The sequence below is a fragment of the Alteromonas sp. CNT1-28 genome (genome assembly GCF_022348345.1).
Taxonomy (GTDB): domain Bacteria; phylum Pseudomonadota; class Gammaproteobacteria; order Enterobacterales; family Alteromonadaceae; genus Alteromonas; species Alteromonas macleodii.
Genome location: NZ_JAKREZ010000016.1, coordinates 119,178 through 133,553, shown reverse-complemented (window position 1 = coordinate 133,553; position 14,376 = coordinate 119,178). Strand labels below are relative to the sequence as shown.

Genomic DNA, 14,376 nt, shown 5'->3' with positions numbered 1-14,376 from the left:
CCTTGGCCAGCGCATACCTAAAGTCTCGCTGATTGATAAACAAAGTGATTCTCCCCTAATGGAAAAGCAGTATGTGCCTTGCCTGCACCGCAATACCATTCACAACGGCTTGCTATGGTCGAAAAGAAACGCCTTTGGATGTTGGTTTGAGCATGTTTGCCAGAGTTGTCATAACATCATTCCTTGTTTGTGGAATATCACAAGCATTTTGTTGCTTACCATAGCATTTCCAATATGGAGGTGGTTTCACACTTCGTGCCTGAAAATGGAACTGTTTTACGCGGCTTTCATGTTTTGCGTAATGGCATTACCCGACACAATAAGTAAGAAGGCAATCTATACCGATACTGGTATTCAAGTAATTATTTAGTTAGTTGCTGGCTTACTTACTGACTTTTTAGCGGCCTAATGCAATTAGTCTTGGGGCAAAGCAAGAGTAAGAAAGAATATGTCGTTTAACAAAAAAACAGCATATTGAACGGCTCAAGAGGCAAAGCAGGCTTTTATACAACAAATTTGTTGTATCCAAGAACAGTTGCCTAAAACGAAAAATAATTGCATTTTTAACGCCATTCTTAGATAAAGAAACCATGGCGTGGTCGACTCTGGCTTCACGGCCCCTGATTAATTAACTTATTTTTTAAGAAGATGGTTAAGTATAAAAAGCTCTATACAGCATGCTTGTTCCTCAATTTGTTTCTTCTACCTCTTTCTACTTATGGGGTGTTGGCAGGTATAGCGTCTTATTTTTTTACTGAGACTGAAGGGGTAGTTTTGTCGTCCGATAGAGTTAGAGTGAGGACTGGAAGTAGCTATGTTGATGAAGCGCAAATAGAGTTCACTTACAGCGTTGACGACATTCAGTATGTTTCAGATATCGTTTCACTCAATTCGAGGCTCCAACTTAAAAATAGAACGTTTAGCGTGGAAGAGCTAAAGAAATACGGGGCTGGCAAGAAGGTGAAAGTTTTTTATCCAGCTGTTTATCCTGTTTATGGAGTGCTAGAGAAAGGTGTTAAACCAAGCACCCTTTTGATGTTTCTCATTTCGCTTCTATTACTATTTGCTGGGAGAACATTTAAAAGCAAAATAAGTGTCTAGAGAATTCTGGTCGATTCAATGGCAGAAGCAACACTGGTATAGTGAACAAAAAGGCAAAACATAAAAAACACTGCCAAACGGCAGCGTTTTAGTTTTTATTCACTGTCCAAATTACTCGCGCGTCGACTTTTCAAAACTACTGCCGCAAACAGAAGCATAATAACAATTATCCATACCCCTAAATCTTGTAGGTGATAGTACGGCGTAAACCCGGTTGTGGCCATTACCGGGGCGGTAATGCTTGCCGCTTCGAATTGTGGCAAGCGTGTTGTCACCTCGCCTTGGTGGTTTATAAAGGCCGTAATACCGTTGTTTGTTGCCCTAACAACAGGGCGACCCAACTCAAGCGCGCGCATTTGTGCTATTTGCAAATGCTGAGCTGGGCCATGGGAGTGCCCAAACCACGCATCGTTGCTCACGGTAATGATCATGTCTGTATCTTCATATACATTTTCCATTACTTGGTGAGGAAACGCAATTTCAAAACAGATAGCAGGTGCTAGGTGAATGCCATTAGCTACAAGATTCGCCTGCTGATAGTCACCGCGAGAGAATGACGACATAGGCAAGTCGAAAAGGGGGGCGAGTGGGCGAAGCCAATCTTCAAAAGGAACAAACTCACCTACAGGTAACAGGTGGTGCTTCGAAAAACGGTTATTGTGGAAGTATTGGTAATCAGGATACGTAGCATCTGGCGTGCGTTTACCTAGCACAATGAGGTTGTTCCACGCTTCGTCGGTTTCCCAGTTATAGTTAACAATGCCGGTAATAAGTGCGGTGTTCTCTTGAAAGGCTCTTTCATTAACTTTAGCAAGATAAGGTTGTGCCAAAGGCTCAAGCTTAGGAACAGCCGCTTCTGGCCAGATAATCAGGTCGTTATCCCACAAGCTTTCGGTTAAATTCCAGTAGGTGTCCATGGTTGGGCCATCTTGCTCCGGCACCCAACGTAAACTTTGCGCAATATTTCCCTGCGCCATGCCTACAGAATAAGTTTTGTTTGGGGTAACCCAAGTATGCTGTTTAAGCAGATAGCCACTGGTAAATAAGCACAGTGCAACCAGCACTGCGTTGGCAAAAGTTCGTTTATTATGTATTAACGCAAATAGGGTAGCGCTAATAACGATAAGCGCGCTTATTCCCGTTTCGCCAATAATAGGTGCAAAGCCAGACAGCGGGCTTTCTAACTGGCTGTAGCCTAACGATAGCCATGGAAAACCACTTAACATCCAGCTTCTAAGCCACTCAGCTACAATCCAGAAAAAGGGAAGTGCCATAGGCCACAGCTGTGGCGAAAAATATTTTGCAGTGAACTTCGTCGCAAGTGCTGGGTATAGCGCTAAATAACCGCATAGCAATGCCATGAGTGCGACAGAGGCAATAAGAGGAAGGCCGCCAAAGTCGGCAATACTCACATGAACCCAGCTTATGCCAGCCCCAAACCAGCCTGCGCCAAACAGCCATCCGGCTAAAAACGGGCGATGTTTGAGCTTTATCACCTGACGTATAGCTAGGGCAAGTGCAGGAATAGTCAAAAGCCACATGTTAAAGGGAGCAAAAGCAAGGGTTAAGCTTGCACCACTTAGTAAAAGAAGAAGGTGGGGAGTAAACCGTTTCAGCATAGGAGTCATCTGATCGTGGTTAATAGAGTTGTTACGTCAACATAGGGTGAGCACGAATAAAATCATGCTGCCCTATGCTGAAACAGGCGTAGTTTGCGTTACTTCACTATTCGAGCGAAGGCACTGAAACCTTAAGTTGGATAAGTCGGCGCTTATCAGAGTTAGTCACTTTAAATTGAATGTCGTCAATGGTGATTTCGTCATTGGTTTCAGGCATATGACCAAACGCTTTCAGCACAATACCGCCAATAGTGTCGGCTTCTTCTTCGCTAAACTTGGTTTCAAAAAACTCGTTAAAATCGTCAACCGGCGTTAAGGCTTTAACAGAGTATGTTGATTTATTTAACGGGCGAATATCATCGGTACCATCTTCTTCCGTATCGTATTCGTCTTCAATTTCACCCACGATAATTTCAAGGATATCTTCAATCGTGACTAGACCAGACACACCGCCATATTCATCTACAACAATGGCCATGTGGTAGCGTTGCTGACGGAACTCTTTAAGCAGAACGTCCACGCGTTTGCTTTCTGGGACAATAACCGCAGGGCGCAGAATATCGCGAAGGTTGAATTCTTTTTCCGCGTTAAATGCAAAAGCTAAAAGATCTTTTGCTAACAAAATACCTTCGATGTGGTCTTTATCTTCGCTGATAACGGGGAAACGGGAGTGAGCAGATTCAAGCATTACAGGTAAAAACTCTTCTACCTTTTGCTCTACATCGATGGTGGTCATTTGAGCGCGAGGGATCATGATATCCCTTACTCGCATTTCATTTACCCCAATAACCCCTTCAATCATTTCGCGGGTTTGTGGGTCTATGATTTCGTTCTGTTCAGCATCAGTAATAACCGATACTAACTCTTCTTTACTTCTCGGCTCGCCAGAAATTGAATTTTTTAGTTTATCTAACCAACTCTTGCCTGATGAGCCGTTGGTAGAGTGAGGATTATCGTCGCTCATAATGTCCGTTTAATTGTTAGTTCAACGCCAACGTTAAAATGGTTCTTGCTGGCCGTCAATGTTTTATTGTTATTAAGTGTTAAAGTACTTAACTAACAATGGTTTATATTGAATTGTTAATCAATAGATTCGTAAGGGTTAGCAATGCCAAGGTGCGCAAGAATATCAATTTCCTTGCTTTCCATTTCCTCAGCTTCCGCATCATCAATATGGTCGTAACCCATTAAATGCAATAGCCCGTGAACAGTCATGTGCGCGTAGTGGTTGCTTACGTCTTTATGCTGTTCTTCGGCTTCTCGACTAATAACGGGGGCACAAATAACCAGGTCGCCTAAAAGGTTTATTTCTATACCTGGAGGCGCTTCAAACGGAAAAGATAAAACATTTGTGGGTTTATCTTTTCCTCGGTATTCATGGTTAAGGCTTTGACTTTCGGCTTCGTCAGTAAAGCGAATGGTCACTTCTTGCTCAGCTAACCCTTCGTAATTGAGCACGGCGTTAGCCCAAAGCTCAAGTTCCGAAGGTGAGGGAATGGCCGACAAAATGGCCTCGTCACCTTCAAACGCTTGCTGCACATCAATAATGGCACTCACGATGCGTTGTCGTCTTTCGTTTGCGTGGCATTATCGTCTTGAGAAGCTTGTTCACGTTGAAGTCGCAACGCTTCTTCTTTACGTGCTTTGCGAAGACGCTCTTGTTCAGCATCGTGCACTTCATAGGCTCTAACGATACGCGCAACCACAGGGTGACGAACCACGTCTTCAGCGTTAAAGAAGTTAAATGAAATGTCATCCACTTCACTTAACACTTCAATAGCATGACGAAGACCTGATTTTGCACCGCGAGGTAAGTCTACCTGCGTGATGTCACCGGTGATCACCGCTTTTGAATTGAAGCCAATACGGGTTAAGAACATTTTCATTTGCTCTACCGTGGTGTTTTGACTTTCATCCAGGATAATAAAGGCATCGTTCAGTGTTCGACCACGCATATAGGCCAGCGGTGCAACCTCAATCACGTTGCGCTCCATAAGCTTTTCTACTTTCTCGAAGCCCAACATTTCAAATAGGGCGTCGTAAAGCGGACGAAGGTACGGGTCAACTTTTTGTGAAAGGTCGCCGGGCAAGAAGCCGAGTTTTTCACCAGCTTCTACCGCAGGGCGGGTAAGCAAGATACGGCGAATTTCTTGTCGCTCTAGTGCATCCACAGCAGCGGCAACGGCTAGGTAGGTTTTACCCGTTCCGGCAGGTCCAATACCAAAAGTAATATCGTGGTTTACAATGTTCGCCACATATTGCGCTTGGTTAGGGTTACGCGGCTTAATCACACCGCGCTTGGTCTTAATATTGACTTCTTTGCCATAGCCGTCTGTTGCGTCTTTTTCAATAACGCGGGCTTCTTGAATGGCAAGATGAACTTGTTCTGCTTCTAGCTCGGGAATACGGCCCTTAATAGGCTGAGTTTCTATATAAAGAAGCTTAAGTAATTCGCTGGCACTTTTTATTTGCTGCGGTTCACCCAACACCTTGAATGCGTTATTTCGGTAGGTAATTTCTACCCCTAACCTGCGCTCAATTTGTTTAATGTTGTCATCAAAGGGGCCACATAAACTCGACAAACGTTTGCTATCTGCCGGTTCTAATTCAAATTCGTTACTAACCAATGTACTCAAGCTACTTTTTTCCTCGCTATAAAATGTATTTAGGCTGGGTTAAATTGACCCACGCCAAGCTCATCGGGCAGATCTGCCTGATGCTTTGCCATGATAGATTGGGGCGAAACGGCAACACGCAAGCCCATTTCGCTCTCTCTGCGCACAACTTCACCACGTAATGAGTTAGTGAATACGTCAGTGATGTTTACATCAACGAATTCGCCAATCATGTCTGGTGTGCCTTCGAAGTTCACTACACGGTTATTTTCAGTACGTCCCGAAAGCTCCATTGGGTTTTTCTTTGACGGACCTTCAACCAAAATTCGCTGCTCTGTGCCAACCATGTGACGAGCAATACGAAGAGCCTGTTGCGTAATACGCTGCTGTAGTAGGTGAAGACGCTGCTTCTTAGTTTCTTCACTTACGTCATCTACTGCGTCGGCAGCAGGCGTACCCGGGCGAGCACTGTAAATAAAGCTGAAGCTAAGGTCGTAATCGACTGCCTGAATCAAATCCATGGTGGCTTCAAAGTCGGCATCTGTTTCACCTGGGAAACCAATAATGAAGTCACTCGACAAACTAATGTTCGGGCGAATTTTCTTCAGCTTACGCATTTTAGACTTGTATTCGATTGCTGTATGGCCACGCTTCATCAAGTTCAATATACGGTCAGAGCCGCTTTGAACAGGCAAATGTAGGTGGTCTACTAACTCCGGAATAGACGCGTATGCTTCTATAATGTCATCAGTAAATTCAACCGGGTGTGAGGTGGTGTAACGAATTCTGTCGATACCGTCGATGGCCGCTACCAATTCAAGCAGCTCAGAGAAACGACAAATTGTACCGTCGTAATTTTCACCGCGATACGCGTTAACGTTTTGACCTAGAAGATTTACTTCACGCACGCCTTGACCTGCAAGCTGAGCGATTTCAAGCAACACGTCGTCAACAGGACGGCTTACTTCTTCACCGCGGGTGTAAGGCACAACACAGAATGTGCAGTATTTTGAACAGCCTTCCATGATTGAAACGAACGCCGTTGGACCTTCAGCACGTGGTTCAGGTAAACGGTCAAATTTTTCAATTTCCGGGAAGCTAACGTCAATGACTGACTTTGCGCCGCCCTGAAGCTGATTGATCATTTCAGGCAAGCGGTGCAGTGTTTGTGGACCAAAAACTAAGTCTACGAACGGCGCGCGCTGACGAATAGTATCGCCTTCTTGAGAGGCTACACAGCCGCCCACACCGATAATAAGTTCAGGTTTATCTTGCTTAAGTGTTTTCCAACGGCCCAGCTGGTGGAACACCTTTTCCTGTGCTTTTTCACGAATTGAGCATGTGTTAAGCAAAATAACATCGGCTTCTTCAGCACTTTCTGCAGCACTGTAGCCATGCGTTGAGTCTAGTAAGTCTGCCATTTTCTCCGAGTCGTACTCGTTCATTTGGCAGCCCCAGGTTTTGATATACAGCTTTTTAGTCATAACAACTATTCGATAACCTGTTAGTGTTCCTGTAAGTGAGAGCAGTTTCACCCTTGTTTAGAAAAGGTGGCTGCCAGAATGTTATTTTACGTGAGGCGCTTAAATCACCACGTAAAAAACACTGATAATGTCAGTTACAGGAAGATGTTCAAAATAGCCGCATATTTTACCTGTTATGCAAGCATATTCCCAGTATCTTGAGACGATTCGTTAAGAATTGATCTAGGGCAAGCCAGTTCTACGTTTTACTTCACAGCGCTTTGTGTTTTAAGACATAATGCAAGTGCGTGTTTTAAGGAGAGTAAATGGTCGATTTTTGTATAAATGGCGGCGGTATGGTAGGTGCTGCACTTGCGTTGGGACTTGCTCAGCAGCAGTTTAAGGTAGCAGTGATAGAGCCGTATCTACCAGCACCTTTTAACGCTGAGACGGGGCCTGACTTAAGGGTTTCAGCCATCAGCGAAGCATCGGTAACGTTGTTAAAAGCCCTTGGCGCTTGGGAACACATAGCCGCCATGCGTGTTAAACCTTACACAGGCCTTAGCGTGTGGGACGACCCAGCCCATCGAACAGACTTTACCGCACAAAGTATCGACATGCCCCAGCTAGGCTTTTTTGTGGAAAACCGATTGTTGCAGCTGGGGTGTCACCACGCATTAAAGCAGTTTGACAATGTTGAGCTCATTACCGGACAAACGGTGCAAGATATTCAATTAACGAATACGGCTAAGGTCAGCCTTTCGAATGGCAGAACCATTGAAGCGAGCTGGCTTGTTGGCGCAGATGGTGCAAACTCTCAGGTAAGAAAGGCGGCGGGCATTGGCACCACAGGTTGGCAATATGCGCAGCAGGCGATGGGGATCACTATAAAGATGGAGAACGCCGTTGAACCTGTAACCTGGCAGCAGTTTACATCGAGTGGCCCTAAAGCCTTTTTACCTATGTTTGATAACTTCGCTTCGCTGGTTTGGTATGACTCGCCTGACGAACTCAAACGGATTAAAAGTTTAAAAGCGAGCCAACTTGAAAGTGAAATTCTTAAAACGTTTCCAGACGAATTGACCAGAAATGGCAATAGCTTTTCGGTTATTGATAAAGCGATTTTTCCGCTTACCCGTTCTCATGCCAATCACTATGTGAAAGGCTGTTGTGCGTTAGTTGGTGATGCAGCACACACTATTAATCCGCTTGCCGGACAGGGTGTTAATTTAGGTTTTAAAGATGTAGAAACCTTTCTTTCTGTGTGTGCTGAATTCAAGCCATTCGGTCGCGACAACGCATTGTCGCTAACCGATAAAGTATTTTCTCAAAGGCTTATCAGCAATTATGAAAAGCCACGAAAGCGAGATAATTTGGTGATGATGACGGCAATGGATGGGTTTTATACCTTGTTTAGCAATGACGTTGCCCCCATAAAATGGATAAGAAACCAGCTTCTTTCTGTGGCGCAGCGCATAGAGCCTGCTAAACAAGAAGTGCTCAAATATGCGATAGGGTTACGATAATGGAAGTGTTAATTTTACTGGCGGTGTTATTTGGTGCGCTAGCATTGATTATACCGCTAATAGAACGCTCTAAAATGCGAATCAGTAATGAGGATGCTGCGAAATGGGCTAAGTGGATTTGGCCCTTAATGGGGATTTTGCTTATCGCCCAGTTGTTGCGGTTACTGTTCTCTTAGCTGCTGCTTAGGTTTAAAAACAAAATCTAGCCACTTGCCGAACTCAAATCAATTCACTTTTTCAAAGGTTCAAAGGAATGACCGTACAATTTTCGCAAGGGTTCTCCAATCAATGTCCGTGGGTTAATCTAAAAGGCTATAGCCTTTATTATATTTGGCAAGGGCATCCAGCAGACGAAGGCGAAAAACACTTTTATCAGTTGAAGAGTAAACCTGACCCTGAAAAGGTTGAGGTGATATCTGCCTGCTGGGATGGCTATGCAGGCAGTTACCAGTTAAGTGCTGAAGGAAGCCTTATTCTCACTCGGTTTCATTACTTCCTCCCCAACGGATTGGGGGAGTCCGATGCCTTACTTGAGGAGTTACACGGCGACTTTTACTTAGAATTTAGAACCCACTTTGAAGGCGATCAGCTATATGTACCGTTTGCTGATGGTAAAGTGACTGTTGACCAGGAACAGTGGGTTGAGGTAAAGCGAGCCTACATTAATATGAAAACGGACAAAAATGGTTTTTCCACTTGGTTTAATCGGTTCATTCCGAACCGCTTATTTAAGTAAACAAGGGCTCATCCAACTGGTTTCACGGCAATTTTCATGAAATGCACTGCGTCAGTTTTTGTAAGCCTTCATCTACATTAATGTGTTTGTTGTGGCCATTGTCCTTTCAAGTCGATAATGACTTTGTCTATCATCTTAATAGTTGTTTGATTATCGTCTTGCAGTAAGGCAAACGCTCGTAAGCCAACGAACTGATTTTGAAGCCACTCTGCGGCTGTTGACGTTGGCGTATGTTCAGGCAGCTCACCTTTTTCGATACAGGCTTCAATAATATTTCTAAAACCAGCCTTAAGGGTTTGCATGCTCTCAAGTACAGCTTTTTTGGCAATATCACCAATGAGTTCTAATTCTGCAATAGACTTAACCAGCAAGCACTGGCGCATGTAGCGTTGCTCGTCGGGGCCAGTTAATGCTGTTTCAAAAAAGTGGTAAAGAGCGTCTAAAGGTGATTGAGCTTCTGTGACTTGCTTTAAACGTTTTGCACTGTTGTCTGCATAATGCTCAACAACAAGTTTGAATAAACCTTCTTTGCTTTGAAAACGCGCATAAATACTACCAGGACGCATATCCAATGCCTGCTGAATATCACGCATGCCAGCCGCCTGAAAGCCTCGTTGCCAAAAAAGCGTAGTGGCTTTTTCTATAATCTCATCGTGGTCATATTTCATCGCTGCATACCTTATACGTGAATATTTTGAACATATGTTCAATTATCACTTGAACGATCGTTCAAGTAAACCTATTATTATTGGCATACGAGTTGTGAGTAGCGCAAAGCGTTGCTTGCAGTTTTGGATCACATCAATAGGAGAGTGACATGAGCGATTTTACTTTACACACGAAAGAGAGTGCGCCAGAAGCAGCAAAGCCTTTACTTGATAATTCGCAAGCAGCATTTGGAATGATTCCAAATCTACATGCAGTAATGGCAGAAGCGCCGACTTTGCTTGAAGGCTATCAAGTGCTGCATAAACTAGCGCAAGAAACATCGTTCAATGCAGAAGAGTTAACGGTGGTTTGGCAGGCTGTGAATGTAGAGCACGCGTGTCATTACTGCGTCCCAGCCCACACGGGTATTGCTAAGAGTATGAAAGTGCGCGATGACCTAATTGAAGAGTTGCGAAACGATGAAACACTGTCTGACAGCAAATTGAATACGCTTAAAGAAACTGTGCTGGCTGTAACTCGCGGGCGAGGTAATGTTGATAATGCGCAGCTTGACGCATTTTACAGTGCTGGATACAAGCATCAGCAATTGTTAGAAATCATACTTATATTGGCGCAAAAAGTGATGAGTAATTATACCAATCATTTGGCCGATACGCCTGTAGACGAACCTTTCAAAAAATTTGATTGGTCGCCTAAATAATCATTTGATAGCTCTTTTAAAACGGAAGCAAGGCTTCCGTTTTTTGTTTCTGGTTCAAACGCTTGCGAGCAATCTCGCAAAAGCTGAATAGCAGTAGGCTACACAGTGTGTAGATAAAAAGCGCAAACAGCATTTTTCTATTCCTATTCAAAATACGACTATTAAGACGCCAAGGGCAGCTGCGGGCTTAATTCTTCTACGGTTTCCATTGCAACTAACTCTTCGTATCCCTTTTGCTGCAACAGTGTTTTCAAATCGTCGCAATTACTGCATTTATTTTGTTTAGCGATAGCTACTGCTTCGATGAAACACGATAGGTGAGTTATAGATTGTGTTTGTGTCATGGTCTACTTCACTTTTGATTTTACGTAAGTTCGTTGTTTCCATTTATATTGGAATTACTTTGGCTTAGCCTGAAGTCACTAATGTGACGCTAGCATTACGCTTTTATGAAAAATAAGGGTGAAAAGTTCAAAATACCTTGAAATGTATATACATAGGCTATACATTTTGTATTCGAATAGTGTGGTAGTACTTGCAGATTCTCATTGAACGACATACTGCACGTATTGGTTTTTGCAAGGATTTAAGGTGTCTGAAAAAAACAATAAAAAGAAGAAAAAGAATAGTCAGATGATTATTCGAATCAACGACGAAGAGCGTGCTCAGTTTATCGCGTTATGCGAAGACCTAGACACTTCTGCTGCTCGTGAAGTTAGACACTTTATTCGAGAATTTATTGCCAAACACGGCGATCAATAGCGGCTTTGCTAAACGTTATGTGAGTGAAGCGAACACTACAAATAAAGATAAGGATTTACATCATGGCTAAGAAAAAAGAGTTAAAAAAAGCGATTAAAGCAACTAAGGCGAAAATTTCTAAGCAAGAAGGAAAGCTTAAAAAGCTTAAGAAGAAGCTTAAAAAAGCATAAGCGCCTATTTGGCGCTCATTAGTGCAAATTTAGTTTGAAAAGCGCTCTGAACGGAGCGCTTTTTTTGTTTCATGTACTCTAGTCCAAATTACCTTTTGTGAAGGTGGCACCTTCCTACCGCCTCTTACCACCAGTGCAATAGATGATTCCGTCGCTTCATCTTCAAAATTCTGCCTGTCGTCGATATTAAGGATTTATTACAACTTTAGTATTGTGCGAGCGAATCTTTTTGTGATTTACTCAGCCTTCAAGCACCGCGTGCTTTTCATCTCTAATAATAATAAGTCTGATCAGACAATCTGGCGTTTAGCAGTACCCCAACAACAGAAAGAAGATATTGTATTTCAACGCGTTTTTGATTCACGAAATACAAAACTACACACTTCGAAAAGTAAAATTTAAAAGAATTCAGGAACAACACAATGCAACAGGCAAAATTTAACGCTTCTGCTTTCAAGCTTTCCCTCATTGCTTCTGCAATTGCAGGAATGGCTTTTTCTTCTTCGTCAGTGCTTGCACAGGAGCAAGCTTCTGTTGATGAGCAAGATGTTGAGCAAATCCAAATTGTAGGTTCACGTCGCGTTGGTCGCACCATCAATGACTCCCCTGTACCTATCGACATTATCGATGCTTCATCTATAGAAGCAACGGGGCTCACTGAAACCAACATGATCTTAAACCAGTTACTGCCTAGCTTTAACTTCCCTCAGCCATCTATTACCGATGGCACCGACCACGTACGACCAGCGCAGCTGCGTGGTTTAGCACCAGACCACACGCTGGTATTAGTTAATGGTAAGCGTCGTCATACCTCTGCGCTTCTTAATTTAAATGGTTCGGTGGGGCGTGGCTCTTCAGCGGTAGATTTAAACGCTATCCCGGCTAATGCGATTAAGCGTATTGAGGTGTTGCGTGACGGTGCTGCGGCTCAGTACGGCTCAGACGCCATTGCCGGTGTTATTAATATTGTTTTGAAAGATGCTGCCGAAGGCGGTGAAGTGTCGGCAACGTATGGTGCTAATGTTACAACAATGGACGGTGTGCCTAACCTTGAAGGTGTGAGTGTTGGTGCTGACGGTAATTTAGCATTCGCTGAAGGAAGCGACAGAGACGTAACCGATGGACAAACCTTTACCCTTCGCGGCAACGTAGGCTTCGAATGGGGAGACGACGGCTTTGTTAACGTATCAGGTGAATACCGCGACCGTGGACAGGCGAACCGTTCGGACTACGACCAGCGAGAAAACTATGCGCGAGACGCGGACGGCAACCTAGACCCTCGTGAGCTTACGGTCAACCGCTACAATCACGTTTACGGAAATGGTGAGGTGGAAGATTACGCCTTGTTCATAAACGCGGGCAAAGCCCTTACTGATAGCGTTGAGTTTTATACTACCGCAGGCTACAGCACTCGTGATTCGGTAGGCGGAGGCTTTTACCGTCGTGCTCAAGATTCACGAAACGTAGTTGAAATTTATCCAGACGGATTCCTACCTTCTATTCAAACTGACATAACCGATATGTCGCTGCTTGCTGGTATTAAGGGCTATGGCGATGTTTGGAATTACGACTTGTCCGTAACACATGGTGGTAATGAGCTTGAGTATGGTGTTATCAACACCCTAAACACGTCTTTAGGTCCAACGAGTCAAACTGAGTTTGACGCGGGTACGCTAGAATACAACACCACAATTGTGAATGCTGACGCGTCACGTTTGGTAGATACCGGGTATTTCTACAGCGAAATGAACTTCGCCATGGGCGCAGAATATCGTCATGAGAGCTATGAAATAACTGCAGGTGAAGAAGGGTCTTACATACAAGGTACGTTTGGACCTGGCGGCGTGGTGACTGACCCGGTAGACGGCCCGTTTGGTGCTGCTGGTTCGCAAGTATTCCCAGGCTTTACACCAGAATCTGCAGGTGAAAACAGCCGTCATAACTATAGCTTCTATGTGGATGTAGAAGCTGACGTTGTAGAAAACTGGAACGTAGCAGTGGCAGGGCGCTATGAAGATTATTCTGACTTCGGCAGCACGTTTAATTGGAAAATGTCTCACCGTGTAACCCTGAGTGATGCATTTGCACTTCGAGCGTCAGTATCAACCGGCTTTAGAGCACCATCGCTACAACAGCAATTCTTCACCTCAATCGCGACGGTATTTGTTGATGGCGAGCCAACTGAAACGGGGACATTTGCGCCGTCAAGTGATGTTGCGCAAGCGCTGGGCAGCCCAGGTCTTGATGCAGAAGAATCGAATAACTACAGTGCAGGTTTTACCTACTCGCCAACTGCTGATTTCAACCTGACAGTAGACTTTTATCGCATTGATATCGACGATCGTATCGTGCTGTCTAACAACCTATCAGGTGAGGGTATAGAAGCACTACTTGCGGGTACGGGAGCTAATCAGGCTCGATTCTTCTTAAATGCGATAGATTCGCGTACGGAAGGTGTTGATATCGTTTCTACCTATACGCTTAATACGTCAGATTATGGTGCGTTTAACTTTAACGCTGGTGCTAACTTTAACGATAACGAGGTAACAAATGTTATCGATGCACCTGATGTGTTGCAAAATGCAGGCTTCGACCAGGCTAACTTGTTCGATGATGTTGAACTACGTCGCTTCGAAACGGCTTCGCCTGACAGCAAACTTAACTTAGGTGTTACGTGGAATTATGACCGCTACACAACAACCTTACGCACTACTCGTTATGGTGAAGTGGAAGACCCATCGTCAGTTGAAGCACGCAATGAAATCATTCCGTCAGAGTGGATCACAGACCTAGACGTTCGCATTGCGTTAACAGAAGGACTTACCGTTTCTGTTGGTGCTAACAATCTGTTTGATGTGTACCCAGAAACAACCCGTGAACTTGTGGATGATGTAACCACGTTCTCGCGCTTATTCCCGTATTCAGGCTTTTCGCCTTACGGTTTTACAGGCCGTTTTGTTTACGGAAAAGTCTCGTATAGCTTCTAATTAGCACCGGTTCTTGAGTGCTGAAAGC

At 44.1% G+C, this 14,376-nt stretch carries 14 protein-coding genes; 7 read left to right on the top strand and 7 right to left on the bottom strand.

What is annotated here, in order from left to right:
- Positions 1–648: 648 nt before the first annotated feature.
- Positions 649–1,101 carry a DUF3592 domain-containing protein gene (locus tag MHN02_RS11770; protein ID WP_239246218.1) on the top strand — a complete coding sequence of 151 codons (453 nt, stop codon included), beginning with the start codon at positions 649–651 and terminating at the stop codon, positions 1,099–1,101.
- 95 nt (positions 1,102–1,196) lie between these two features.
- Here MHN02_RS11770 and lnt read toward each other — a convergent pair whose 3' ends face one another.
- From lnt to miaB, 5 genes are all read right to left on the bottom strand, one after another.
- Positions 1,197–2,720, bottom strand: a complete 1,524-nt coding sequence (gene lnt / locus MHN02_RS11765; RefSeq protein ID WP_239246216.1) for an apolipoprotein N-acyltransferase — start codon at positions 2,718–2,720, stop codon at positions 1,197–1,199.
- Between the two features lie 106 nt (positions 2,721–2,826).
- The gene (corC, locus tag MHN02_RS11760; protein ID WP_239246214.1) at positions 2,827–3,684 is read right to left on the bottom strand and encodes a CNNM family magnesium/cobalt transport protein CorC; all 858 of its coding nucleotides are present in this window, start codon (positions 3,682–3,684) and stop codon (positions 2,827–2,829) included.
- A 116-nt stretch (positions 3,685–3,800) separates the two neighbouring features.
- Positions 3,801–4,277 carry an rRNA maturation RNase YbeY gene (gene ybeY, locus MHN02_RS11755; protein ID WP_039225624.1) on the bottom strand — a complete coding sequence of 159 codons (477 nt, stop codon included), beginning with the start codon at positions 4,275–4,277 and terminating at the stop codon, positions 3,801–3,803.
- On the bottom strand, positions 4,274–5,356 hold the full coding sequence (locus MHN02_RS11750) for a PhoH family protein (protein ID WP_239246211.1): 1,083 nt from the start codon (positions 5,354–5,356) through the stop codon (positions 4,274–4,276). The genes ybeY and MHN02_RS11750 overlap by 4 nt, the downstream gene beginning before the upstream one ends.
- A 29-nt stretch (positions 5,357–5,385) precedes the next feature.
- The gene (gene miaB / locus MHN02_RS11745) at positions 5,386–6,819 is read right to left on the bottom strand and encodes a tRNA (N6-isopentenyl adenosine(37)-C2)-methylthiotransferase MiaB (RefSeq protein WP_014948994.1); all 1,434 of its coding nucleotides are present in this window, start codon (positions 6,817–6,819) and stop codon (positions 5,386–5,388) included.
- Positions 6,820–7,124: 305 nt separating this feature from the next.
- Between miaB and MHN02_RS11740 the strand changes: the two genes are divergently transcribed.
- From MHN02_RS11740 to MHN02_RS11730, 3 genes are all read left to right on the top strand, one after another.
- On the top strand, positions 7,125–8,324 hold the full coding sequence (locus MHN02_RS11740) for an FAD-dependent monooxygenase (protein ID WP_239246208.1): 1,200 nt from the start codon (positions 7,125–7,127) through the stop codon (positions 8,322–8,324).
- Complete coding sequence (locus MHN02_RS11735) at positions 8,324–8,500, top strand: hypothetical protein (protein WP_014948996.1); 177 nt, start codon at positions 8,324–8,326, stop codon at positions 8,498–8,500. The genes MHN02_RS11740 and MHN02_RS11735 overlap by 1 nt, the downstream gene beginning before the upstream one ends.
- Positions 8,501–8,577: 77 nt before the next feature.
- A complete protein-coding gene (locus MHN02_RS11730) occupies positions 8,578–9,060 on the top strand; it encodes a hypothetical protein (protein ID WP_239246205.1) in 483 nt (160 codons plus the stop codon).
- 77 nt (positions 9,061–9,137) lie between these two features.
- Here MHN02_RS11730 and MHN02_RS11725 read toward each other — a convergent pair whose 3' ends face one another.
- A complete protein-coding gene (locus MHN02_RS11725; protein ID WP_014976138.1) occupies positions 9,138–9,728 on the bottom strand; it encodes a TetR/AcrR family transcriptional regulator in 591 nt (196 codons plus the stop codon).
- A gap of 149 nt (positions 9,729–9,877) precedes the next feature.
- Between MHN02_RS11725 and MHN02_RS11720 the strand changes: the two genes are divergently transcribed.
- Positions 9,878–10,429: a carboxymuconolactone decarboxylase family protein gene (locus tag MHN02_RS11720; protein WP_014948999.1), complete on the top strand. Its 552-nt coding sequence runs from the start codon at positions 9,878–9,880 to the stop codon at positions 10,427–10,429.
- Positions 10,430–10,590: 161 nt separating this feature from the next.
- Here MHN02_RS11720 and MHN02_RS11715 read toward each other — a convergent pair whose 3' ends face one another.
- Positions 10,591–10,773 (bottom strand): hypothetical protein, encoded by a 183-nt coding sequence (locus MHN02_RS11715; protein ID WP_014976139.1) that lies wholly within the window; start codon positions 10,771–10,773, stop codon positions 10,591–10,593.
- A gap of 247 nt (positions 10,774–11,020) precedes the next feature.
- Here MHN02_RS11715 and MHN02_RS11710 point away from each other — a divergent pair, with 247 nt between their 5' ends.
- Both MHN02_RS11710 and MHN02_RS11705 read left to right on the top strand, forming a co-directional pair.
- The gene (locus tag MHN02_RS11710; protein ID WP_014949001.1) at positions 11,021–11,191 is read left to right on the top strand and encodes a hypothetical protein; all 171 of its coding nucleotides are present in this window, start codon (positions 11,021–11,023) and stop codon (positions 11,189–11,191) included.
- Between the two features lie 592 nt (positions 11,192–11,783).
- A complete protein-coding gene (locus tag MHN02_RS11705; RefSeq protein WP_039225628.1) occupies positions 11,784–14,348 on the top strand; it encodes a TonB-dependent receptor in 2,565 nt (854 codons plus the stop codon).
- Positions 14,349–14,376 lie beyond the last annotated feature (28 nt).